Annotated in this window: 25 protein-coding genes; 14 read left to right on the top strand and 11 right to left on the bottom strand. The window is 42.8% G+C overall.

From position 1 onward, the window contains the following. Nucleotides 1–9: 9 nt before the first annotated feature. Genes K1X66_06185 through K1X66_06160 form a run of 6 tightly spaced genes read left to right on the top strand, consistent with a single transcriptional unit; the run spans nt 10 to nt 6,272 of the window. The gene (locus K1X66_06185; GenBank protein ID MBX7157956.1) at nt 10–615 is read left to right on the top strand and encodes an MBL fold metallo-hydrolase; all 606 of its coding nucleotides are present in this window, start codon (nt 10–12) and stop codon (nt 613–615) included. After that, nucleotides 612–1,994, top strand: coding sequence for a DNA photolyase family protein (locus K1X66_06180; protein MBX7157955.1), 1,383 nt, complete (start codon nt 612–614; stop codon nt 1,992–1,994). The genes K1X66_06185 and K1X66_06180 overlap by 4 nt, the downstream gene beginning before the upstream one ends. A 54-nt stretch (nt 1,995–2,048) precedes the next feature. After that, nucleotides 2,049–2,378, top strand: coding sequence for a TMEM14 family protein (locus K1X66_06175; protein MBX7157954.1), 330 nt, complete (start codon nt 2,049–2,051; stop codon nt 2,376–2,378). A gap of 18 nt (nt 2,379–2,396) precedes the next feature. After that, entirely contained in the window at nt 2,397–4,421 is a 2,025-nt protein-coding gene (locus K1X66_06170) for an AMP-binding protein (protein MBX7157953.1), read from the top strand. A gap of 19 nt (nt 4,422–4,440) precedes the next feature. Continuing rightward, a complete protein-coding gene (locus K1X66_06165) occupies nt 4,441–5,424 on the top strand; it encodes a complex I NDUFA9 subunit family protein (protein ID MBX7157952.1) in 984 nt (327 codons plus the stop codon). Continuing rightward, the gene (locus K1X66_06160) at nt 5,421–6,272 is read left to right on the top strand and encodes a hypothetical protein (protein MBX7157951.1); all 852 of its coding nucleotides are present in this window, start codon (nt 5,421–5,423) and stop codon (nt 6,270–6,272) included. The genes K1X66_06165 and K1X66_06160 overlap by 4 nt, the downstream gene beginning before the upstream one ends. A 10-nt stretch (nt 6,273–6,282) precedes the next feature. Here the strand turns inward: K1X66_06160 and K1X66_06155 are convergent, their stop codons facing one another. Continuing rightward, complete coding sequence (locus K1X66_06155) at nt 6,283–7,287, bottom strand: zinc-binding dehydrogenase (protein ID MBX7157950.1); 1,005 nt, start codon at nt 7,285–7,287, stop codon at nt 6,283–6,285. A gap of 3 nt (nt 7,288–7,290) precedes the next feature. Beyond that, complete coding sequence (locus K1X66_06150; GenBank protein MBX7157949.1) at nt 7,291–8,064, bottom strand: histidinol-phosphatase HisJ family protein; 774 nt, start codon at nt 8,062–8,064, stop codon at nt 7,291–7,293. A gap of 86 nt (nt 8,065–8,150) precedes the next feature. Between K1X66_06150 and pyrH the strand changes: the two genes are divergently transcribed. The 3 genes from pyrH to frr are packed head-to-tail and all read left to right on the top strand — an operon-like array spanning nt 8,151 to nt 9,819. Continuing rightward, a complete protein-coding gene (gene pyrH, locus K1X66_06145; GenBank protein ID MBX7157948.1) occupies nt 8,151–8,894 on the top strand; it encodes a UMP kinase in 744 nt (247 codons plus the stop codon). Between the two features lie 17 nt (nt 8,895–8,911). Beyond that, complete coding sequence (gene raiA, locus K1X66_06140) at nt 8,912–9,253, top strand: ribosome-associated translation inhibitor RaiA (GenBank protein MBX7157947.1); 342 nt, start codon at nt 8,912–8,914, stop codon at nt 9,251–9,253. A 2-nt stretch (nt 9,254–9,255) separates the two neighbouring features. Beyond that, nucleotides 9,256–9,819, top strand: a complete 564-nt coding sequence (frr, locus tag K1X66_06135; protein ID MBX7157946.1) for a ribosome recycling factor — start codon at nt 9,256–9,258, stop codon at nt 9,817–9,819. Between the two features lie 148 nt (nt 9,820–9,967). On the opposite strand, the gene recA is transcribed toward frr, so the two are convergent. The 5 genes from recA to pheS all read right to left on the bottom strand — a co-directional run bounded on the left by recA (nt 9,968) and on the right by pheS (nt 13,963). Next, the gene (gene recA / locus K1X66_06130; GenBank protein MBX7157945.1) at nt 9,968–11,011 is read right to left on the bottom strand and encodes a recombinase RecA; all 1,044 of its coding nucleotides are present in this window, start codon (nt 11,009–11,011) and stop codon (nt 9,968–9,970) included. Between the two features lie 15 nt (nt 11,012–11,026). After that, a complete protein-coding gene (locus K1X66_06125; GenBank protein ID MBX7157944.1) occupies nt 11,027–12,253 on the bottom strand; it encodes a competence/damage-inducible protein A in 1,227 nt (408 codons plus the stop codon). A 12-nt stretch (nt 12,254–12,265) separates the two neighbouring features. Further along, a complete protein-coding gene (locus K1X66_06120; protein MBX7157943.1) occupies nt 12,266–12,610 on the bottom strand; it encodes a DUF5615 family PIN-like protein in 345 nt (114 codons plus the stop codon). Then, nucleotides 12,607–12,828, bottom strand: a complete 222-nt coding sequence (locus tag K1X66_06115) for a DUF433 domain-containing protein (protein MBX7157942.1) — start codon at nt 12,826–12,828, stop codon at nt 12,607–12,609. Before K1X66_06115 ends, K1X66_06120 begins: the two co-directional genes overlap by 4 nt. 127 nt (nt 12,829–12,955) lie before the next feature. After that, nucleotides 12,956–13,963 carry a phenylalanine--tRNA ligase subunit alpha gene (pheS, locus tag K1X66_06110; protein ID MBX7157941.1) on the bottom strand — a complete coding sequence of 336 codons (1,008 nt, stop codon included), beginning with the start codon at nt 13,961–13,963 and terminating at the stop codon, nt 12,956–12,958. A 60-nt stretch (nt 13,964–14,023) separates the two neighbouring features. Here pheS and K1X66_06105 point away from each other — a divergent pair, with 60 nt between their 5' ends. From K1X66_06105 to K1X66_06090, 4 genes are all read left to right on the top strand, one after another. Then, nucleotides 14,024–14,473, top strand: a complete 450-nt coding sequence (locus tag K1X66_06105; protein MBX7157940.1) for an MGMT family protein — start codon at nt 14,024–14,026, stop codon at nt 14,471–14,473. Between the two features lie 72 nt (nt 14,474–14,545). Next, complete coding sequence (locus K1X66_06100) at nt 14,546–15,889, top strand: AAA family ATPase (GenBank protein MBX7157939.1); 1,344 nt, start codon at nt 14,546–14,548, stop codon at nt 15,887–15,889. Between the two features lie 3 nt (nt 15,890–15,892). Further along, nucleotides 15,893–16,774 (top strand): tetratricopeptide repeat protein, encoded by an 882-nt coding sequence (locus K1X66_06095; GenBank protein ID MBX7157938.1) that lies wholly within the window; start codon nt 15,893–15,895, stop codon nt 16,772–16,774. A gap of 23 nt (nt 16,775–16,797) precedes the next feature. Beyond that, nucleotides 16,798–18,081 carry a tetratricopeptide repeat protein gene (locus K1X66_06090; protein MBX7157937.1) on the top strand — a complete coding sequence of 428 codons (1,284 nt, stop codon included), beginning with the start codon at nt 16,798–16,800 and terminating at the stop codon, nt 18,079–18,081. Nucleotides 18,082–18,240: 159 nt separating this feature from the next. Here the strand turns inward: K1X66_06090 and K1X66_06085 are convergent, their stop codons facing one another. The 4 genes from K1X66_06085 to sulP are packed head-to-tail and all read right to left on the bottom strand — an operon-like array spanning nt 18,241 to nt 23,396. After that, nucleotides 18,241–19,131 carry an aldehyde dehydrogenase family protein gene (locus tag K1X66_06085; GenBank protein ID MBX7157936.1) on the bottom strand — a complete coding sequence of 297 codons (891 nt, stop codon included), beginning with the start codon at nt 19,129–19,131 and terminating at the stop codon, nt 18,241–18,243. A gap of 5 nt (nt 19,132–19,136) precedes the next feature. Then, nucleotides 19,137–20,711, bottom strand: a complete 1,575-nt coding sequence (locus tag K1X66_06080) for an aldehyde dehydrogenase family protein (protein MBX7157935.1) — start codon at nt 20,709–20,711, stop codon at nt 19,137–19,139. 21 nt (nt 20,712–20,732) lie between these two features. Continuing rightward, nucleotides 20,733–21,668 (bottom strand): deoxyribose-phosphate aldolase, encoded by a 936-nt coding sequence (gene deoC, locus K1X66_06075; protein MBX7157934.1) that lies wholly within the window; start codon nt 21,666–21,668, stop codon nt 20,733–20,735. Between the two features lie 48 nt (nt 21,669–21,716). Beyond that, nucleotides 21,717–23,396: a sulfate permease gene (gene sulP, locus K1X66_06070; protein MBX7157933.1), complete on the bottom strand. Its 1,680-nt coding sequence runs from the start codon at nt 23,394–23,396 to the stop codon at nt 21,717–21,719. Between the two features lie 106 nt (nt 23,397–23,502). Here sulP and K1X66_06065 point away from each other — a divergent pair, with 106 nt between their 5' ends. Beyond that, complete coding sequence (locus K1X66_06065; protein ID MBX7157932.1) at nt 23,503–24,024, top strand: hypothetical protein; 522 nt, start codon at nt 23,503–23,505, stop codon at nt 24,022–24,024. Nucleotides 24,025–24,056: the final 32 nt, after the last annotated feature.

The raw sequence follows: 24,056 nt of genomic DNA, 5'->3' as shown, positions 1-24,056 counted from the left end.
TTGTAATTTATGCAAGTTGAAGTTTATACGGGAGGTTTATTAGAAACCAATGCCTATTATTTGCCAGAAGCAGCGGTGTTGATCGATGCTCCGCAGGGAATCGTGCAGGTAGTGAAGGATCGGCAATGGAAAGTGGATTGGCTGTTTTTTACTCATGGTCATTTTGATCATAACTGGGATGGCGCTCAGGTGCAGAGGTTGACGCAATGTCGTGTGGGTTATCATCGTGCGGATGAGTCGATGTTTTTGGAGCCCGATCTTTGGAAACGTTTTGGAATCGAGGAAAAGTTTGAGACGCTTAAAGCGGATCATTATTGGCAAGAAGGAGAAAAAATTAACGCGGGCCAGTATGAATTTTCTGTTTTGCATGTGCCAGGACATTCGCCGGGGAGTGTTTGTTTTTATGAGCCGAAAAATCAAGTTTTGTTTGGTGGCGATGTTTTGTTTCGCGGCGGTGTGGGGCGATGGGATTTACCCGGAGGATCGCAAGAAATTTTGTTGTCAGGCATTCGTGAAAAGCTTTTGAGTTTGCCAGACGAGGTCAAAGTGTTTCCGGGTCATGGTCCAGAAACAACGATTGGATATGAGCGAGTGACTAATATGTATTTGCAATGAAAACCATTATCCATTGGTTTCGGCGTGATCTTCGTTTGTCAGACAATAGTTCGCTTTATCATGCGATGCAAGAAGCGGATCGGGTGATCCCTGTTTTTTGTTTAGATCGACAGGTTTTAGCTCGTGATGAATTTGGGGCAGCGAGTGTGCAATTTATGCTTGATGCTTTGGTTTCTTTGCAAAAAAATTTAGAGGCGGTGGGATCCCGTTTGATTGTGAGAAAAGGAGATTCTTTAACGGAATTAGTGAAGTTAGCCAAGGAAGTGGGAGCATCGGCGATTTATTGGAATCGTAAATATGATCCTTATACTTTGCCGCGGGATGCGGCAATTGAACGGGCATGTCACGAGCAAGGAGTTGAAACAAAAACTTTTCCTGATTTTTTAATGCAGGAACCGGGCGCTTTGAAAACCGAGCAAAATAAGCCTTATACGGTTTTTACGCCTTTTTCTAAAAAATGGTTAACGTTGCCTCGACCTAAGGTGTGGGCCAGATTTCAGGGGCAAGGAGAGGGTTTGAAATCTTTTTTTTCACAGCCTTTGCCTTTGCTGAAAGAGCTTAATTTTTCTTTGGATTATGCGATTGCGAAATCGGGCGAGCGCGAAGCACATGAAGTGTTGCGACAATTTTTAGATAAAAGGGCTTCGCATTATAGTGAAAAAAGAGATTTTCCCGCTTTAAATGCAACATCTCATCTTTCGCCTCATTTACGATTTGGCACAATCAGCGCAAGGACTGTTTATGAGTCAGTGGTGAACGAGCAAAAAAAAGTGGGTTCCGCAGCGCGTCGAAATATGGATGTTTTTTTGAAGGAGTTGATTTGGCGTGAATTTTATGTGCATGTGCTTTATTATTTTCCTCATGTGGTCAAAGGCGCATTTCGATCGGAATATGATCAGTTAAAATGGTCTGAAAATCAGGAACATTTTCAAGCGTGGTGCGATGGTAAAACGGGTTATCCGATTGTGGATGCGGCCATGCGACAACTTAATACAACGGGTTGGATGCATAATCGTTTGCGGATGATTGTGGCGATGTTTTTGACTAAAGATTTGCATATTTCTTGGCAGTGGGGCGAAAAATATTTTTTAAAAAAATTAATGGACGGCGAGTTGGCGGCTAATAATGGAGGTTGGCAATGGAGCGCCAGCACGGGAACGGATGCTGCTCCTTATTTCCGCATTTTTTCTCCTATTAGCCAAAGTCAAAAATTTGATCCGCAGGGAGAGTTTATTAAGAAGTTTGTGCCAGAGTTGGGTTCGTTATCTGCGGAAGAGATTCATGCTTCTGGAAAGAATATCAAAGATTATCCTGCTCCATTAGTAGACCATGCAGCGGAACGGGTTAAAACTTTGGAATTATTTAAGAGAATAAAATGAAATAATTCATGAATTCAGACTTTTCCTAAAGAATTTTCTATTTAAGCTGTTGACATGAGTATGCAAAATTTTGCGGCAAACTATTTTTTAATTTTTGGCATATTAACCGCGTTGGGAGGGCTTTACGGTTATCTCAAAGTAAAATCGCAAGCTTCTTTGATTGCTGGTTTAATTAGTGGTTTCATATTGTTTTTTAGTTTTTATTGGATGAGTCGCAATGCGATTGTGGCAACTGGGATTGGTTGTTTTATTAGTTTACTTTTGTTTTCCCGTTTTTTTCATGTTTGGCAACGCACTCGCAAACCCATGCCTCAAGTGCCGATGATGATTTTGAGTTTGGGTGGTCTTGGAGTTGGAGTTTTTTTGTTGTTGCGAATTGTCTGACGAAGTTGTTTTGAGTTAATGAAAGATTCATCATCTCCTGCTCCTTGTATTTTTGTTACTAATCATGTAACAGCGGATCGTTTACTATGGTTGCATCAAACGTTTAAATTGCCTATTCGCGCTTTTTTATCGGAAAGCACGGTTGTTTTAACGGCGGAGATTTGGAGGAAAAAATTAAAAACGTTTGCGACTGGTGAAAAGGGATTTGAAGAGGCTGTTCAATATTTGGATCAAGGCAGTCTTTCTTTGCCGCCTCAAGGTGCTTTAACTGATTGGAGTGGTTTATTGCGATTGCATGAAGGGCTAGAGCCATTGGTAAAACGAGCAAAATGTTCGGTGATTCCAGTCTGGATTGCCGAACAGGAAATAGAGATGGGAGAGGCGATTGCAGCAGAAATTTTTTCGGTGGCGAAGGTTCGAGAGGCGCTTTATGAATTAGGCGCGAAAGCTTACGAGAATCGTGAGGTGTTGCAGCAGTCGTTAGCACAAGCGTGTGTGCGCGGTTTGAAAAGAAAACAGTTTAAGCCGGTTGTGACTGATGCTTTTCAACAAGGTCGTCAATTGAATGGCGGTTTGTTGTTGGCATCGGCTTTGGCGTTAGCGAGTTGGATTCGCTGTCATGTTTCAGGACCGAGAGTTGGAATTGTATTGCCGCCTGGTTTGGGGGCTGTGCTGATTAATTTGGCGACTGTTTTAGCAGGTAAAGTGCCAGTAAATTTAAATTTTACTGCGGGTATGGCGAGTAATGAAATGGCCATGCGTATTGCGAATTTAAATTCCGTTTTTACAGTTGAGGCATTGGTGGAGAAGATGAAAGATTTTCCTTGGCCGGTGCAACGTTGGGATTTGTCGACGGTATTGAAAGAGATTGGAAGAGGGAGAGTGTTGTGGCGTTGGATGGTTATCATGAGCTTGGGGTGGAAGGGGGTCATGAAATTTTTTAAACTTCCTACGGAGGGCGGAGATCGGGAGGCGGCTTTGTTGTTTACGAGCGGTAGTTCGGGTGAGCCGAAAGGGGTGATATTGACGCATCGTAATTTATTGGGAAATGCGTTGCAGGTCGGAGAAATTTTGGAATTAACGTCAGAAAGTAAACTCCTCGGGTGTTTACCTATTTTTCATTCTTTTGGATTTACTGTGACACTTTGGTATCCACTTTGTTTTGGACCAGAGGTCGTGACATATGTGAGTCCTTTGGAGGTGGTGAAATTAGGCCAAGTGATTGAGCATTATGGCGTGACATTGGCGATTAGCACGCCAACTTTTTTGAGAAGTTATTTACGTCGGGTAAAGCCAGAACAGCTTAAAACGGTAAAAGTTGTTTTGACGGGAGCTGAAAAATTGCCTGTAGAGTTAGCGGAACAGTTTGAAGAGCGGTTTCATGTGCCGGTTCGAGAGGGTTACGGGTTGACGGAAACTTCGCCGGTCATTAGCACGAATTTTGTGGAGTCGGAAATGTGGAAGGAACAGTTTCTAGGGCAGACTCGCAATCGTCGTGGTAGTGTTGGACCCATGGTAGGAGGTGTCGCTGTGCGGATTCGACATCCTGAAACGGACGCGCCGATGTCTTTATTTGAGAAGGGCATGATTTGGTTTAAGGGGGTTAATATTTTCAAGGGTTACTTGAATGATCCCAAGCGAACGAATGAAGTGTTACAAGAAGGATGGCTAAAAACAGGAGATTTGGGGAGAATGGATGAAGACGGTTTTCTTTATATTGAAGGTCGATTGTCGCGCTTTTCTAAAATTGGTGGTGAAATGGTTCCCCATGGAGTGGTAGAACAACATTTGAATGAGTGTTATCACGCTAAGGAGCATGATCACCCGATTTTTACAGTCGTGGGTAGACCTCATGCGGAAAAAGGTGAGGAGTTGGTGGTGTTGAGTGTATTGGATTTGTCCGGTGCGGATTTGATCAAAAAAATGCATGAAAAAGGTTTGCCTAATTTATGGATTCCTAAAGTGGTGAAACGTGTTGAAGCGATTCCAGTTTTGGGTAGTGGGAAGCTGGATTTGAAAAAGTGCGCAGAATTGGCAAAATAAGTTTAAATTAAAAATGTCTATGATCTTAATAACAGGCGGTAGCGGTTTTGTTGGGCGTTTTGTTGTGAGGGAGCTGTTAAAGCATGGTCATTCCGTCCGAGTCGTCTCGAGAAATGCAAAAAGGTTGCAGAAACTTCCTGAATTTCGTGATGTAGATTGTTTTGAAGCGAATGTGTCGGAAAAAGATGCTTTGTTGCCTGCCATGAAAGATATCAGAGCCGTGATTCATTTGATCGGCATTATTGCGCCTAGTAAGAAAAATCGTTTTCGAACTGCTCATGTGGAAGCCACACGTGAAGTCGTAAAAGCGATGCAAGCTTCTGGTGTGAAACGCCTGATTCATATGAGCGCTTTGGGCACACGACCGCATGCGGCTTCTTGTTATCATCAGACGAAATGGGCAGGGGAAGAAGTGGTGCGTGCCAGCGGTTTAGATTGGACGATTTTTCGTCCTTCTTTAATTTATGGATCGGAAAGTGAATTCATTAAGATATTCGTTCGAATGATGAGTTTTCCGATGAATGTTTTGCAGTTGGGATGTGTGCCATGTTTTGGTGAAGGGAAAAATTTATTTCAACCGATTGCGGTTGAAAACGTGGCCCATTGTTTTGTGAGAGCTTTGACAAGGGAATTCGCAATAGGAAAAGTTTATGATCTTTGTGGTCCGACGGCCATTGCTTTTAAAGATTTGTTGATAGAAATAGCTTTGGCGAAAGGCCTCAAACCAACCTGGGTAAAATCGTTTCCCGGTTTATATCCTGTGTTGATTCCGTGGAAATGGATAACGTGTTCGAAACCGCTCATTGTTGCGACTCCTTTTGAATTGGCTTATTTCGTGGCAGGCATTGCAGAAAAAATTTTGCCCAAATCGCCAATTAGTGTGGATGCAGTGAAGATGTTGGAGGAAGATAACGTGGGTAATACGGAGAAAGCGATGAACGAATTGGGGTTGGAAGCAGAAGATTTTAAAATGGGTATTCATAGAATTTTAAAAAGCGAATGAGATCGTTTTTTTGTGGGGTGATATTGGGATTTTGTTTTTTAGCGCAAGGCGCTATGGAACCTTATACCGAACGAGGTGTTATTGATTTTGATCAGTTTTTAGAAATTTTAGCGCCTTACGGGGAATGGGAAAAAGTTGAAACCATTGGTTGGATTTACTTCCCGAAGTCAAATCAAGAAGAGAGCTGGGTTCCTTATCAGCAAGGACAATGGGTTTATACGGATTGGGGATGGTTGTGGCGAGGGCGAGAACCTTTTGCTGATATTTGCTATGAGTATGGAGGGTGGCGGCGAATTGGTGAAAGATGGGGTTGGATTCCTGATGGAAATTGGGATCCAGCTCGTGTTGAATGGCGCGCTACGGAACAATTCTGCGGTTGGAATCAGCAAGTCGAAGCAACAGGAAAAGATTGGTTTTTTATTTCAAAAACAAAATTGATTCAATCTCTTAAAAAAGAAGATTTTTTAGGATGTGAAGAGTTGGAGAAGATTTTGCCAAAAGCTCAGCCAAGTCAGCATATTTTAAAAATTGCTAATTATCGTGATTTTGTTCGAGCAGGTCTTGCGCCTAAAGAAATGGTTGCATTAACAGGACAAAATATTGTTCGTCATACGATTATGAATTTGCCTGAATGGAATGCACCTCGACCTGAACGCTATGAAGAACGTTATCTTTTTATTTATCGCCCTAAAATTGCTCAGGATAAGGACGGTATTCAGCGTCGCATTGAAAGTTGGCTGACTACAGGCGCTTCGAAAAAGAAGCGTGATTTGGATGTCATTAGTTCTACTATTATAGAGGAATCAATACAACAAACGGTGGAAGAAGTTAAAAAGAAGCGTCGCTGATATCATTGAACTACTTATTTGTTTTTAGAACGATTTTTCCAAATTGTTCACTGCGTTCCATTCGTTGAAAGGCATTATTAATTTCATCTAACGAATGTGTGCTGTCAAGAATGGGTTTGATTTGGTGTGCCGCTACGAAATGGAGCATTTCGCCAAATTCTTCTAAGTTGCCCATGGTTGTTCCGAAAAGAGATAGCTGTTTCCAGAAAATTTTTCGCATAGGAAGTTCGAGAGGGTTGCCTTGAGTGGCGCCCATGAAAACAAGTCGTCCTCCCGGGCGAAGGAGATCGATTAAATGAAGAAATGAAGCGCCACCTGTGCTGTCTAAAATAACATCGAAGCCTCGCGCCATTTCTTGTTGGAGTTGTTCATGCCAGTTGTCGTGATGGTAATTCACACCATGTGTTGCGCCGAGTTGAAGGGCGCGCTGGATTTTTTGATCGGACCCTGATGTGACATAGACATTGGCATGGGTTGCTAAAGCAAATTGAAGCGCAAATAACGCAACTCCACCTCCGACACCGGTGATTAAGATATTTTCCTGTGATTGAAGACGCGCACGGGAAAAAAGAGCGCGATAAGCGGTCAGACCGGCTAAGGGTAAAGCAGCAGCCTCTTCCCAAGAAAGATGGGGTGGTTTAAGGAAAAGATTGTCTGTAGGAATCGTGAGCCATTCGGCAAATGTGCCATTACGTGGCAAACCAAGAATTTCAAAAATACTGGATTGGGCTTGAGGATGTTTTCCCCAGTTCAGGCTGGGACAAATAATGACTTCTTGGTTGAGCCATAATGAAGCGTTTTCCGTGCGACATTCTTTGACGATTCCAGCGCCATCGGATCCTAAAATAATTGGAAATTTCAAGTTGGCATATTGACCTTTTTGAATCCAAAGATCGCGATGATTAAGAGCAGCGGTTTTGAGTTGAACGAGCGTTTCGTTGGATTGTAGTTGAGGTTCAGCGACAGATTTTATGTGAAAAGGTTGGTTGACGCCTTCGAGAACAGCAGATTTCATAGATTATAGAGTGATAAGTTGACGTTGATGTTTTTCGTAAATGGCAATTTCTTGAATGCCCAGTTCGGTCAATAGTTGAGCAAGTCGATCGTAATGTTCCGCAATTTGAAAATGGGAATGGGCATCGGAAGCTAGGGTGAAAGGAATTTTTAATTCAAGTGCTAGTCGAATAATGGTTTGATCGGGATATGGTATATTCACCGGCTTTCGCCAGCCTGCCGTGCTGACTTCCATGGCTAAATTTGCTTTTTTTATTTGTTCTAAAATCGGGCGAAAAAGTTGATCGAACGGTTGTGTAGGGAAAAACTTAAAGATTTTAATGAGGTCAAGGTGAGCTAGACAATCGATGTGGCCTTGACTAATTAAGTGATCCAAATTTTTAATATAGTAAGCGTAGACTTCATCGATGTTGCGTCGTTGAAACTCTTTTTCCTGACCAGCATGATCAAAAGCCCAGTTATCAAGAAAATGAACCGAACCTAAAACAAAATCTAAGCGATCCCAATTTTTTTCAACCCATTTTCTTCCGGCTGCGGAGTTGACAGGGTCGTTGTCTAATTCAATTCCAGCTCGGATTTTGAGATCAGGATTTTTTTCTCGAACCGTTTCGATAACGTTAAAATCTACGGCTTGATGATAGCGATCGTGATCCGTAAATGCGATATCCGTAATGCCTTTTTTTCGGCATGTTTCTGCCCAAGGTTGGAGTAAAGCCTCAGTATAAGGTTGGAGTTGATGGGCTTGAGGATGGGTATGGTAGTCGCTAAAAATTTTCATAAATCGGCTTAAAGGTAAGTGGAATTTTAAGAAAAGAAAGTTTTTCCCGTTGCCTTCTTGCAAAAGAACTTGCAGAATAGCCGCCCGTGAATTCAAGGAAATCATCTGTTAAGGGGAAGAGAGTAAAAAAAATTCATCGCGTGGTATTGAAATTAAGCGGAGAAGCTCTTCAAAGTGATGTGGAGGCGATTTGCCCTGACATTGTCAAAGCGTTGGCGGCGGAAATTAAACAAGCGCGTCAGGTTGGAGTGCAAATGGCTATTGTGGTTGGGGGTGGTAATATTTGGCGCGGTCAATTGGCTGAACAGGCTGGAATGGATCGTGTGGCGGGCGATTATATGGGCATGCTGGCAACAGTCATTAATGGTTTGGCCTTGCAAGACGCTTTGGAAAAGCAAAATGTGCAAACCCGTGTGATGTCATCGATTGATATGAAAAATGTGGCAGAGCCATTTATTCGGCGTCGCGCGATGCGTCACTTGGAAAAAGGTAGGGTCGTGATTTTTGTTGCAGGCACAGGCAATCCTTATTTTACTACTGATACGACTGCAGCTTTACGCGCTTCTGAGATTGGTGCCGATGTTTTATTGAAAGCTACAAAGGTTAACGGGGTTTATGATAAAGATCCTAAAAAATTTCCTAAAGCAAAACATTTTAGTTATATTAGTTATCAAGAAGCCTTGCAGCGGCGATTAAAAGTGATGGATTCCGCTGCTTTTTCTTTGTGTATGGACAATAAAATTCCTATTGTCATTTTTGATATGTTTAAGTCTGGCAATATTCGTCGTGCTCTTTTGGGAGAGTCGGTTGGAACATTGGTGGGCGAATAAAAATCAGGAGTAAAACGATGAAAATTCATTATTCAGTGCGACACATTACCTTAACGGGTGCGATTCGCGATTATGTAGAAGAAAAAATTGCAAGCTTGGATCGTTTTGATGAAAAAGCTCTAGGCGCGCATGTGGTTTTGTATCATGACGAAAATCATGGTGCCAAACAGTATCAGGTCAAAGTGCATGTGGGTGTTCCAGGAAATGATTTGCATGCAGAAGTGCATAGTCACGATCTTTATAGCGCGATTGATCTGGTTGTGGATAAGCTTGAGGTTCAGTTGCGTCGGCATAAGACCAAATTGCGTTCCAAACGCACGCGTGCTCAACAAAAGGCCAGACGATCAGTTCGAGGTTAATTATGAGTGTCGACGACGTGTTGTTGCAAACAGAAGAGCAGATGGAAAAGACCGTCAATTTTTTGCATCAAGAACTTGCGACAGTAAGAACGGGCAAAGCATCGCCTTCGCTAGTGGAAAATTTAGCGGTGGAAGCTTATCCGGGCACTGTTTTGAAGATGCGAGAGTTAGCGGGGTTAACGACTCCGGAACCTCGTTTATTGATGATTCAACCGTGGGACGCTGCTACAGTAGAACCGATTCGCAAGGCATTGGAAACTTCTTCTTTAGGAATCACTCCACAAGTCGATGGTAAAATTATTCGTATTCCTTTTCCTGAACTTTCCCAGCAACGACGTGAGGAGTTAGTGAAAGCAGTTCGCAAAATGACTGAAGAACAGCGCGTGGCGATTCGTCATGAGCGTCGTGAGGGATTGGACGCCTTAAAAAAATTGCAAAAGGACGGAAAAATTTCCGAGGACGACCTGGAGCAAGGCGAAAAAGAAATACAAAAATTGACCGATCAATACATTGCAAAGTTGGATCAGCAACTGGAAGTGAAAGAAAAAGATTTAATGAAGGTTTAGGTCGAGATCGGTGGGGGGAGTTGACCCGGAGATCCAATTTTTGCCCTATTTTCTTAATGAAATAGTTTTAAACACGAAAGGAAAATGTCGTTAAACGACGGATTTGCTCTTTTAAGAAAAAACACAATCAACCAAATAACCCTATGACTTAAGCTTTCTTGCCATTGTTTTGGGTCATGACTTCTTGATAAATTTTATCGCGCAATTCAGGTTTGCCTTTTAATTCTTCACGCGCTGCTTCGCGACCTTGAGCGAGTTGTTCGCCACCATAGGAGAGCCATGCTCCGCGCTTTTCGATAACACCTTTTTCAATTGCATAATCAATGAGTGCGCCTTCACGAGAAATGCCTTCGTTGTAAAGAATATCGAATTCTGCTTCGGTGAAAGGAGGGGCCACTTTGTTTTTGACCACTTTCAGTTTGGTACGATTTCCAACTACGGAGCCGTCATTGGCTTTAATTTGGCCAATGCGACGAATGTCCAGGCGCATCGAAGCATAAAACTTTAATGCTTTACCGCCAGTCGTTGTTTCGGGGCTGCCAAACATAACGCCAATTTTATCGCGAATTTGATTGGTAAAAATGCAGATGGTTTTAGCTTTGGCAATTACGGAAGTTAATTTCCGCATGGCTTGACTCATGAGTCGTGCTTGCGCGCCCATTTGCGCGTCGCCAATGGAGCCTTCCAATTCTGATTTAGGCACGAGCGCCGCTACAGAATCGATCACGAGAACATCCAGCGCATTCGATTTTAATAAAGTTTCTGCAATGGTAAGCGCTTCCTCACCCGAATCAGGTTGTGAAATAAGAAGTTCATCGGTTTTGACTCCGAGTCTTCGCGCATACGCTGTGTCAAGTGCGTGTTCCGCATCAATAAAAGCAGCAATGCCACCAGCCTTTTGAGCTTCCGCAACGACGGTGAGGGTTAACGTGGTTTTACCGGAAGATTCAGGACCATAAATTTCAATGATGCGTCCGCGAGGCAATCCACCCACGCCTAAGGCTTTATCAATCACGATGCAGCCGGTTGGAATCGTATCGACTTTCATGCGTGTATCGGTATCGCCTAAAACCATGATGGAGCCTTCGCCAAATTGTTTGGCAATGGCTTGAAGTGCTAAATCAAGATTTTTATCGCGCGCGGCTATTACTTTATTTTCGCTCGCGCCATTTTTTTCGGATGCTTTGGCCATAAAATTTCTTTCTTATTATAATTGCATTAACCCTTTTCTCAACAACTCCAACGCTTGTTGGGATGCCATATATTTAAAGGTTTCTCGTTCGGTGGCCAATAGTTTTTTCAAAATCTTTTTTTCCGTCCGGGATTGATAGCCAAAATAGCAAAGACCAACGGGTTTTTCCGGGCTACCTCCAGTAGGGCCCGCGATGCCCGTGGTGACGACTACAAAATCGGCTTGAGTCATTTGCAAAAGGTTGGCAGCCATAATTTCAGCCGTTTCTGGGCTAACAGCGCCAAATTTTTCTAAAATTTCTTTAGGCACATTAAGTTGACGTTCTTTTTCTTCGTTCGCGTAAACCACGCAACCTCCTAAAAAACATGCAGAACTTCCTGGCACATTAGTCAATCGGTGAGCGATTAAGCCGCCGGTGCACGATTCGGCTACCGCAATTCGCTTTTTTTTCTGAGTGGCAAGGGTGATGACAACTTGCTCTAAACTTTCTTGATTATAAGCATAAATGTGATCGGCGAGTTCTGTTTGGGCAGCTGCTTTCGCTCGTATGAAAGTTTCGGAATTGGGCTCACCAATTAACCTAAAATCAACTTCGCCAGGGCGCGCACAATAGCCAATTTCGATGGTGGGATCAATTTTGCGAATTTTATTTTCCAAACGCAACTGCACAGCTGATTCGCTCAGGCCCAAGGTTCGAAAAATGACGCATTCACGTTTGCTAACATGGGGAGTGAGATTTTTTAATCGAGGAATCGCATAATTTTCAAACATGGGCTTTAGTTCAGAAGGTGGGCCGGGCAAAATAAAAAGATGTTTCTCTTGATAATGTAAATAAAAACCGGGCGCGGTTCCCGTTTCATTCGGAAATACTTCCGCTTTTTCTGGCACGCGTGCCTGAGTTTTGACCAGATCGGGTAAGGGTAATTTTCGTTCAGAATAACGTTTTTTAATCGCATCCAACGTGGGTTGATGCATGAGTAATTTTTGACCAACAATTTCTGCCACAATATCCCGCGTCAAATCATCTGAAGTCGGCCCCAAACCGCCTGTAATCAAAATAATTTCTGCTCGCGCCAAACTTTCTTCAATCGCCTCTCGAATCGGCCGCCCATCTGGCACAGTCGTTTGCCGCTGAATCGACAATCCCAATTCCGCCAATTTTTGCGCCAGGTAGGGTAGGTGGGTATTCAGTATTTGTCCCAAAAGCAGTTCGGAACCAGTGTTAATGAGTTCGAGGGTCATTTATGAGGCTTATTAATCCTTAATCGCTTCAATTTTGTCAGCAAAAACATTGATTAATTTGTGGTCGGGAAGGAGAGCTTCAATATGAGGCCATAGCCGTGCAAGAAGTGAATGAAACTCTTTTTTTCTCATATTATTAAAGCGCAAGTGAACAACCCAAGGTGGAGGAAAGGAGAATATCATTCGATTAGAAAAATCAGTGTCTTTGGATACAATGACCAGTTGATGATGTTTGGCGTGCTGCCAAATTACTGTGTCTGATAGACTAGCTCCCAAGTCTGTTGAGTGAAAAACGGGTAGAGTCGGAGTAAAGGTAATTTGTTTAGGAATATTTTCATCAAGAAGAATTCCCTTCAATTGACCTCCTGTAAAGAAAAATGGTGTTTCATTAAATCTGAGGAAAGTGCGATACAAGCTAAAACATCCTCTTTGGTCAAAGAAGGATATTCTTCGAGAACATCTTCAATCGAATCACCCGAGGCCAAAAATCCTAGCACAGTTTGGACGGTAATGCGCGTGCCACGAATAGTTGGTTGGCCGTTACAAATATCTGGTTCAATAACAATCCGATCCATAATAAAAAGGTAGCAAGAAAATTTTTGTTAGGCAATACACTAGTATATCATTCATAAATGCAAATTATGGTCATTTATTTTTAAAATTTTAATAGACTAATTTTAGTCTGCCTTGTGAAATATTTTTTCAAAACTGATTCAAAAATCGCAAATCGTTTTGTTCGTAGAGTCGTAGGTCGGGGACGCCTTGAAGGATCATAGCGATGCGTTCGATGCCCATGCCAAAGGCAAAGCCGGTGTAGCGTTCGGAATCGTAGCCTACGGATTGGAAGACGTTAGGATCGACCATGCCGCAGCCGGCAATTTCTAGCCATTTTTTGCCTTTGGGATTGAGTGTGGGATGGTTGAGATCGACTTCAAAACTGGGTTCAGTGAAAGGGAAAAAGTGTGGGCGAAGTCGCATGCGTGTTTCGGGACCGAGCAGTTCTTTGAAGAAAAATTCTAAAGTGCCTTTGAGGTCTGCTAGAGATATATTTTCATTAACGACGAGACCTTCAATTTGATGAAAGCTGGTGGAGTGCGTGGCATCAATTTCGTCGCGACGATAGCAGCGGCCTGGGCAGATGATGCGCAGGGGTGGTTTTTGGTTTTGCATGACACGAATTTGCACGGGCGAAGTTTGGGTGCGAAGAAGATAACGACCTTCTTTAGGATGAGGCGGTTGGTTAATATAAAAGGTGTCTTTTTCATTACGAGCGGGATGATCAGCAGGCGTGTTTAAAGCGTCAAAATTGTTAAATTCGGTTTCGATATCGGGACCTTCTGCAAGGGCAAAACCCATGCGACGAAAGATGGCGATAACTTGATCGGTAATTTGAGTGAGTGGATGAAGTTTTCCCATGGGATAAGGGCGACCGGGTAAGGTAAGGTCTTGTTCGCCCAGGTTGGTCTGGGATTCCATTTCTTCTTTGCGATTGGCAAATAGGGTTTCGAGTTGAGTTTTGACTTCGTTGAGTTTTTTGCCAATGAGAGGTTTTTGATCGGCAGGAACGGTTTTTAGTTTTTCTAAAAGTTGAGGCAAAGCGCCTTTCTTAGATAAGTAAGTCAAACGAGCATTTTCTAAGTCGGCTGAAGTTTTGGCTTTTTGAATGGTTTCACTGGCCGTTTGTTGCAAATTATCAATTTCTTGGAGCATAATTTTTTACTGGGTTAGAGCTTGCGAGATGCTAAAGAATTAAAAATTAATTTCAATCTTATGCGAAAAAATCAACGAAAATCTTGGCAGGAAAAATTAACGGGCAATAAGCAACTCCCTAAAATTATTACTTTAACCCAAAAGCTAGAGAAACGATGGGGAAAAGGCAGGATGGTGGTGCCTTCTCCTAAAGAAGTGGATGCGGTGATGAGGCGAGTTCCTAAGGGTAAGCTCATTACCATTAATGAAATTCGTCAGAAATTAGCAAAGCAACATCGTGTCGCGCTTTGTTGTCCGGTGACAACGGGCATTTTTGCTTGGATTGCAGCTCATGCGGCGAAAGAGGCCATGGATGAGGGAAGGCAGTCGGTTACACCTTATTGGCGCACCTTGAAGACGGGCAGGTTTTTAAATGAAAAGTTTCCAGGTGGCATTCCTTTTTTGAAAAAGAAGTTGAAGGAAGAGGGACATCAAATTTTGTCCCATGGGAAAAAATGGGTGGTGGAGTAGTGAGTGGTAAATAATTGAGATTTCTAAATCCATTTGTTTTATGAATTAAAGTGGGCTAAGGTGTTGAGTGGCATGGATAGGATTGAAAATTTAAAACAGGCATTGTCGGTTTCTCCAGATAATGCGCCTTTGCTTTTGGTTTTAGGAGAGGCGGCACTGGAAGAGCTGCAGTTGGACGAAGCTCAACAAGCTTTTGAAAAGCTTTTGCAATTTGATTCTCATCGCGCGGAAGCACAATTTGGATTAGCGCGTTATATGCATTTGAGCGGCAAAATTTCGGAGGCAATTGTTCGGATGGAATCTTTAGTGCAGTCGCATCCGAACCAGGCGAAATTTCATCATTTTTTAAGTCGATTGCTTTTGATGGAAAATCAAAAGGATGTAGCCAGGGAATATTATAAAAAAGCCCGTCAATTAAATGCCCAGTTGCGGGATGAAGCATTGGAAAAGGCCTTGTCGGTTCACGAAGAGGCGATTCCTCCAGTTATCTCAAAAATTGCTCAATCGGTTGCAGCAGAAGACGAGACAGAAGAAGTCGATTTGCCTACTGAAATGGAAACACCAAAAATTGATTTTTCTCATGTGGGCGGCATGGAAACGGTAAAGGAAGAGATTCGGATGAAGATTCTTTATCCGTTAAAAAATCCTGCCTTATTCAAAGCTTATGGCAAAACGGCGGGAGGCGGTGTTTTGCTTTATGGACCGCCGGGTTGTGGCAAGACTTTGATTAGTCGCGCCACAGCTGGTGAAATTCATGCTAATTTTCTTTCGATCGGGATTCATCAAATTTTGGACATGTGGATTGGCAATAGCGAAAAAAATTTGCATCAACTCTTTGAACTCGCACGCGATCATGCGCCAACGATTTTGTTTTTTGATGAGGTCGATGCTTTAGCAGCAGATCGAGTCGATTTGAAACGAAGCGCTGGCAAAACCCTCATTAACCAATTCCTAGCAGAAATGGACGGAAGCCAAGCGAGCAACGAAGGAGTTCTCGTTTTAGGTGCGACCAATGCACCTTGGCATATTGATCCAGCGTTTCGTCGCCCGGGTCGCTTCGATCGCATTTTATTTGTACCGCCGCCTGATGAAGTCGCCCGCCAATCGATCATTGAGGTCTTGGCCCAAGGAAAACCGATTGAAGATTTGGATGCCAAAGCGCTCGCAAAAAAGACGAAAGATTTTTCGGGAGCTGATTTGAAATCTGTATTTGATGTCGCAATTGAACGCTCTTTAGCGCGCGCGATGAAAGAAAATCGTTTGGTGCCGTTGAGCACGAAAGATTTGTTGGAGACTGTCAAAACCATTAAACCCTCGACAAAAGCTTGGTTTGAAAGCGCTAAAAATTACGCGCTTTATTCGAATCAGAGCGGATTTTATGACGACGTGCTGACTTTTCTTGGCATCAAAAAGTAAATTGTGGAATTAGAAGCGCAAAAAGAATTTGAACGAAGTTTAGTTTTAATTGATCAAAAACGTTATGCTGATGCTGAAAAATATTTGCGTTTTGCTTTAGAAAAGGATTTTAATAATTCTAAAATTTACCACAATCTTGCTTATTGTCTTTTGCAACAACCGGAAAAAACCGCTGAAGCTTTTGCTGCAATTGTAAAAGCATTAGAGTTAGAACCCAATGATTTTGAGAGTCACGCTTTGGCGGCTTTAATTCTGGTGGCTCGTTATAGAAGTCTTCATTTTAAAACCGATTTTCATTCCATTCGGCTTAAAATTCGAATGAGTAATGAAGCTAAAAAAGAGGCTCAGATAGCTATCCAGCTTAATCCCCAATCTAGTTTTGCATTTTTCGCTTTAGCTTCAGTTTGCTTCGCGACCTCACACTGGACTAAGGCTGAAGAAGCAGCGCGACAGGCGCTTTTCCTTAATGCCGATTCATTGGGCGCTGCTATCAGATTAATATGGGCGTTGCGCAAGCAAAAAAAATATTCAGAAGCCAGAATATTATTGGAACATTGGTTAAGTCGATATCCTAATGATGCTAGCTTGCTCGAGGAAAAAGGACGACTTAATCTTTGTGATGAAAAGTTTTCAGAAGCTAAACATTCTTTTTTGGACGCCTTGCGTTTCAATCCTCAAAGTATTTCAGCTAAAATAGGCTTGAAACATTCTTTTTTAGTGAGATTTTTCCTATTTCAATTACTTTTTAAATGGCATAACTGGTTTTGGAGTCTCACTTTTTGGCCAAGACTTATAATGGGGATTGGAATTCTAATTTTTATTTATGTTTTGGGCGGACTTATTATTGGAATAATATTTGGCAAATTTTTTAATGGAACGCTTTAAATAATCAGTTAATTTTTTTCTCCATGTCACATCCCAATCCCAGCTATCAACGCGCTAGAGTTTTTTATGAACAAAAGCGCTATGCTGAAGCTGAGAAGTATTTTCATGAGGCGTTAAGTGTTTCTCCGCGTGATGCGACCATGCTTTATGAGTTGGCATTTTCGCAATATATGCAAAAGGGTCGTGAAAAGATTGCATTGGAAACGATTCAACGCGCAATTGCGATTGAACCGAATGAAAGTTATCATCACGCCCTGGCGGCACTTATTTTTTCGGTTTTAGGCAGGTCAAAAGAATCATTGCAAAGCGCCCAACGTGCGGTGGAGTTGGAGCCTGATAATCGTTTATCATTTGTGGCTTTGGCTTCATCTTATCTTTCATCAGAGAATTGGAAAGAGGCCGAAAAAGCGGCGCGAGAGGCATTGAGGTTGGATCCGAACAGTCCTTCGGCTTCTAGTCAATTAATTCATGCCTTACGTATGCAAGGCAAAAAAGAAGAAGCAAAATTGGTGATAGACCAGGCTTTAGCCAAAGATCCCGAGCGTATTCCGACGCGTCATAATGCTGGTTGGGCTGCTTTGCAGCGGGGAGATGTGCAAGAGGCTAAAGAGCATTTTGGGGAAACGTTGCGATTGGATCCCGAGAATCAATACGGAACCGGTGCGCGCGAAGGCTTTTTGCAAGCAATGAGGGCTCAATCCTTGCTTTACCGGATTCATCTTAAAATTAGTTTTTGGGCAGAGCGATTTAGTCAGGGACAACGAACTTGGTTGTTTATTGTTTTACCGATTATTTTAATTAAATTATTGCCTATTTTATCAGTGAATCGGTGGTCATTAACTGTTGCAGGATCTTTGATCGGACTTTATTGGCTATTTTTTTTGTGGAGGCATATTGCCGAAAGTATGGGTAATTTAATTTTATTAAAAGACCCTTCCGTCAGAAGAATTTTAAGTATTTCAGAAAAACGGATTGCAGTTTTAACAGGAACGGGATTTTTAATAGGGCCTATTTTAATTGGATTTGGGGCTTGGTTAAGTAAAGACACTTTAATCGTGAGTGGAGCTTGGCTTTTTGGATTGATTATTCCTTTAAACTTTTATTCGAATAGCGATTCGAGGATAGAAAAAGTTTTCTTAGCGATTCTTTCTATTTTTTATCTTTCGATAATTTTTGCAAGCTTGGGAGGAGTTTTTTATCGACCTAATTTAGGAACCACTGAATTAATTGCCTCGATTATTCCCATTTTTATTTTACCGGCAATTTGGAGTTGGGTAAGGCTAATCTTTTTTAGAACAAGAATTTAAAAATATTTAGCAGAGATTTTCTTAAAGCGGCTTAATTTTATTATCCGCTAATCGCACGAATTACGCGAAAAAAAAGGAAATAAAATTTAACTTTTAAAAATTTTAGTGTCCATTCGCGTCATTAGCGGGCCAAAAGCCGTTGATGATTTAGCTTAAAAGCTAAACCCCAATCGGGTGCCAGGCGGTTTTGACTTCAATGGTGTCTAAAATCCAATAAGGATTTTCGCCTTTTTCGGAATACCATTTTTCTGTGGTAAGATCATGATGAGCATAGCGTTTGAGATTAAATACGCTGCCTTCATGTAAAGTTTTATGTAGTTCCGAAACGCCAGAAACATTAACGATGGCGTTGACGTCCATGTGACTGGCTGCGTGAGAAACCAGTTCGGATCGTTTGCCGGTTAAAATATTGACGACACCACCTGGAATATCGCTGGTGCTGATAATTTCAGCAAAGGTAACGATTGGTAAAGGATAGCGCTCTGAGCCGATGAGAATGATTGTGTTGCCGCTAAGAATAGCGGTGGCCATTAGCGTAATAGCAGGCAATAGGGCGGGTAAATCTGGCAAAAATGTTGCTACGATGCCAGTGGGTTCTAAGGTGGAAAAATTAAAATGAGAAGAGGCTACCGGATTTACGGAGCCAAAGATTTGTGTGTATTTATCAGCCCATCCTGCAAAGTAGACCAAGCGATCAATACTCAGTGTGACTTCTTTTTCCGCATGGCTTCGTGTTACGCCTGTGGAACGAATCAATTCTTGAATTAATTCTTCGCGACGATTTTGCAACATTTCTGCTGTGCGATAAAGAATTTGGCTGCGTAAATAGGCGCTGTTTTTTGCCCACCCACCAAAGGCAGAGCGCGCGGCTACGACGGCGTCGCGAAAATCTTTGCGAGTTGCGCGGCAGACATTATCTAGCACTTTACCTTTTTCAGAAAGAGCGGGAATACTGTGACCACTTTCGCTGCGGACATATTTGCCGCCGATAAAAAGTTTATAAGTTTTGTGAACGTCGAGACGTTTGGGTGAAGATAATAGAGTTGCCATAAATTTTAATCTAAAGTTAAGTAGGGTAATAAACCTTGTAGGCCGCCTTCACGACCGAAACCGGATTCTTTATAACCGCCAAATGGACTGGTAGGGTCGAATTTATTATAAGTGTTTGCCCAGACTACACCGGCGCGCATTTTGTTTACGATTTTAAATATTTTACTGCCTTTATCGGTCCAGACGCCTGCGCTTAGACCATACGGAGTATTGTTAGCGCGTTCGATGGCTTCCTCTGGAGTGCGGAAGGTCATGACGCTGAGAACGGGGCCGAAGACTTCTTCGCGTGCGATGCGATGAGAAGCGGTCACATCTGTTAAAAAGGTGGGGGGATAGAAATAGCCGCGTCGTGGTAAGGGGCAAGAAGATTGCTCCAATTTTGCGCCTTCTTCCACTCCGCTTTGCACCAACTCGCGAATTTTTTCCAGTTGCGGTTTGGAATTAATCGCGCCGACATCGGTATTTTTATCGAGGGGATCTCCCACGCGCAATGTGGCGATACGATCGCGTAATTTTCGGATTACAGTAGAGTAAACGCCTTCTTGCACGAGCAAACGAGAGCCAGCACAACAAACATGGCCTTGATTAAAATAAATTCCGCCGATGATTCCTTCAACAGCTTGATCGATCGGCGCATCTTCAAAAATGATATGCGCGGCTTTTCCACCAAGCTCGAGGGTTAATTTTTTCTTTGTGCCCGCAACTTGTTTCGCAATGAGTTTACCGACTTCGGTTGAACCGGTGAAGGCTAGCTTGTTGATATCGGGATGTTCCACGATTGCTCGCCCTGTTTCGCCTGCGCCGGTGACGATGTTGACCACGCCTTCCGGTAATTCTGCTTCTTGCAGAATTTGCGCTAGATGCATCGCGGTAATCGAAGTGGTTTCAGCAGGTTTCAGGACGACGGTGTTTCCGCAAGCTAAAGCAGGCGCTAATTTCCAAGCTGCCATGAGCAGTGGAAAGTTCCAGGGAATAATTTGACCCGCAACGCCAATCGCACGGGGTGTGCGACCTGGGAAAGCGTAATTTAATTTATCGGCCCACCCAGCATAATAAAAGAAATGTGCCGCGACGAGGGGAATGTCTACATCGCGACTTTCTTTGATAGTTTTTCCGCCATCCATGGATTCCATAATGGCGAGTTCGCGCGATTTTTCCTGAACGATTCGAGCGATGCGGTAAAGATATTTGGCGCGTTCGCGTGGAGAAATTTTGCTCCAAACTTTTTCGTAAGCGCGCCGCGCGGCTATGACAGCTTGGTTCACGTCGTGGGCGTTAGCAGCGGCAATTTCGGCCAATTTATTTTCATTAGCCGGATTGATGGATTCAAAATATTTTTTGGAAGTAGGCGCAACGAATTTTCCGTTGATAAAAAGATCGTAACGTTTTTGAAGCTGAATAAAAGCGTTGGACTCGGGCGCAGGCGCGTAAGACCATTTGGCGTTAAATCGCAGTTGACGTTGATTGGGTGGCACCGGTTTAGCATCACGATGGGTAAGATGACCATTGGTCACAATCGTTGTTGCTAACGCGCGTGAACCGTTGTTAGAAGATTTTTTAGAGAGTCTACTGTTTTTCATTTTTTTATTTCGTCATTAAAATTAAGGCAAGGAGAAGTAATCGGCGCTTTGGTAGTTGCCGTCCACCACTTTGGCGATTTGCATAAGCACATCATTTAATAATGTGCTGGCGCCGAAACGGAAGAGATCAGGGGTTAACCAATCGTCGCCCAGAGTTTCATGAACCATTACGAGGTAAGCTAGAGCTTGTTTTGCATTGCGAATGCCTCCAGCCGGTTTCATGCCGATGCGAATACCTGTAGCATAAAAATAATCGCGAATGGTTTCCAGCATGACTAAGGTGACAGGAAGTGTCGCGGCAGGTGTCACTTTGCCAGTGGAAGTTTTAATAAAATCGCCACCAGCTTCAATCGCGATTTGACTGGCGAGTCGTACATTGTCATAAGTTAGAAGTTCGCCGGTTTCCAAAATGACTTTTAAATGGGTTTCACCGCAAACTTCTTTCACCGCAGCAATTTCATCAAAAACTTTTTGATGTTCGCCTGCAAGGAAAGCGCCGCGATCAATGACCATATCAATTTCGTCTGCGCCTTCTTCTTTTGCGCGACGGGTATCATCTAGTTTAATTTTGAGTGGAACTTGGCCGCTAGGAAATGAAGTGGCAACGGATGCGACATGTACACCCGAGTTGCCAAGAAAACGTTTGGCGTAACGAACTAAATTAGGATAAACGCAAACTGCAGCGCAGGAAGGCACATCATATTGCGGGTCGGCGGGTTGCATGGCTTTGCGACAAAGATAAGCCACTTTGCCTGGGGTGTCTTTGCCTTCCAGGGTGGTGAGATCCATCATGGAAACGGCCATTTTTAGTCCAGAAAGTTTTGCGGTTGTTTTAATGCTGCGTTTTGTCAAAGCAGATGCTCTTTCTTCTACCATGACTTGGTCTACGGTAGGAACAGCATATTTTAATCCTGCGGAACTAAATTGTCCGGCGTATTCAAGCAATGTCTTAGCCATAGTTTTAACGTAACGTTGCTTGGGGATAGCGTCAATATTTTTCAAAAATTAGATTTCTGAAGCGGGTTTTACTAAAAGTTGCTCGGCTTTTTTTAAGGCATCGTCTAGATCGGCAGCAACGAAATCGTGGCCCAATTTTTCGATGAAGCCTGCCTGGGTCATCATGAAATAAGGTTGCGTGTGAGGCGCACTGAGGATGACGTGATTATGTTGCGCTTTCATTTTTTCGACGAGCACTTCAAGGGCATAAAGAGCGGTGGCGTCCATCACAGTGACACGGTGCATCCGTAAAATTAATACTTTGGGGAGTTGATTTAAAGTTTGTAGCGTGTGCTCCATTTTTTCTGCGGCGCCAAAGAAAAAAGTGCCGTAGATATCATAAATCATTACACCTTCAGGAATGGTTTTGCCATGAATGGAGTGATGAGCACCTTCGGCTTCGGTTTCCGAAGTAATGTGAACAATTTGTGTGTTATCTGAAACTTTTTTAATAAAAAGCACCGCTGCCAGGATCATTCCGATTTCTACGGCAATCGTAAGGTCAAAAATAACCGTCAGAATAAACGTGGTGAGGAAAACTGCAGCATCGCTTTTCGGAATACGATGTAGGCGTTTGAATTCTTCCCATTCGCCCATGTTGTAAGCCACGCGCAAAAGAATAGCGCTCAATACTGCTAATGGCACGAATTTTGCCAAAGGCGCAGCGATTAGCATGATGAGAAGCAGGGTTAAAGCATGGATGATGCCCGCAACGGGAGATTGAGCATTGTTTTCAATGTTTGCTACGGTTCGGGCAATGGCACCTGTGGCCGGAATGCCGCCAAAGAACGGAACGGTGATGTTAGCGATGCCTTGGGCGATGAGTTCCGTGTTAGAATCATGACGATCTTGAATGATGCCATCGGCTACGACTGCTGATAGTAAGGATTCAATGGCTGCAAGTATGGCGATGGTAAAAGCTGGAGAAATAAGATTGGCCAAATGATTGAGCGACAAGTCTGGCATAGCAAATTGTGGAAAGGTGTTGGGCACTTCTCCGAAGCGCGTGCCGATGGTTTCTAAAGGAATTTTTAAAAAAACCACCGCAAAAGTTCCTAAAATCATAATAAGTAGTGAAGCAGGAATTTTGTAGGAAACGAATCGGGGGAGGATAAAAAGTAATGCAAGAGACAAGATGCCTGCGCATATCGTTGGAAGATGAGCGGTAGAAATATTTTCTGAGAGTGCTTGGATTTTTTCAAAAAAATCGGCAGGCATAGCTCCCATTTTTAGTCCAAGAAAATCTTTCACTTGAACCAGAGCAATAATGACAGCAATGCCACTAGTGAAACCGGATGTAACGGGTTGAGGAATATATTTGATGAGAGTGCCCATTTTAAGCAACCCCATGCCTACTAAGATGATGCCGGCCATAATTGTGCAGATGACAAGGTTGGCATAACCATATTTTTGGATGATGCCATAAACAATTACTACAAAGGCGCCAGTAGGTCCGCCAATTTGAACACGTGAGCCGCCAAAAAATGAGATGAGAAATCCGGCAATAATAGCGGTATAAAGCCCTTGTTCCGGTTTAACGCCTGATGCAATGCCAAAGGCAATGGCTAATGGCAAAGCGATAATGCCAACGCTTAATCCAGCTATAATATCAGTGACGAATTTTTTGAAAGAGTAGTGTTCTAGTGATTTCCATAGCGCGGGATAAAATAAATGAGTTAAAGATTTCATGGAATGATTTGCAAAATGCTAGAAGGTGTGGTTTAAAGAGGCGACCTGTGATTGAATAATTTTCATGAGGAATAGGTCAAAGTTATAGCATTAAAGATAGTATTCCATGACAGAAGACGATTTTCAATACGCAATCGAAAATACGCGTGTGATTATACCGCCGCAAAAACGGTTGGAAACGTTTGGCACGTCGGTGCTGAATTATTATTTGGTAACTGAGCCGATGGATTTAGTCAACGAGTCGCGGGTCCGCGAAGGAAAAATTGTTGCGGAACAACCTCAAATTATTACGCCCCAACATATGGCGGAGCTTTTTGTCGAAGGATTTGGCGAATGGGGCGAAAATTACGCTCGATGGATTAGTAAAAATACTAAACAAATTGCTTTTTTGAAATATGGGTTTCGCATTCGTAAATCGGAGGTGCAATTCTACGAAGTGCAAGAATCAGCTGAAAAAGTAATCGGACGATTAAAAGAGCAAGTCGAAGAAAAGAATGATCCGTTAAGCACGCTTTTAAGTGGCGTAGATGACGCTTGGGAGGTCTGCTTATTGAAATTTATGATCGATATGATTAGCTCTTCCAGTTCAGGCAATCTGGACGATTTTCGGAAGAAGGGATTTTTGTAATAACCACCGATAACACGGAGTAAAAAGTAAAA

This window comes from Verrucomicrobiia bacterium (assembly GCA_019694135.1).
Taxonomy (GTDB): Bacteria; Verrucomicrobiota; Verrucomicrobiia; order JADLBR01; family JAIBCM01; genus JAIBCM01.
The sequence above is the reverse complement of the archived record's forward strand: the minus strand, read 5'-3'. Positions and strand labels throughout refer to the sequence as shown.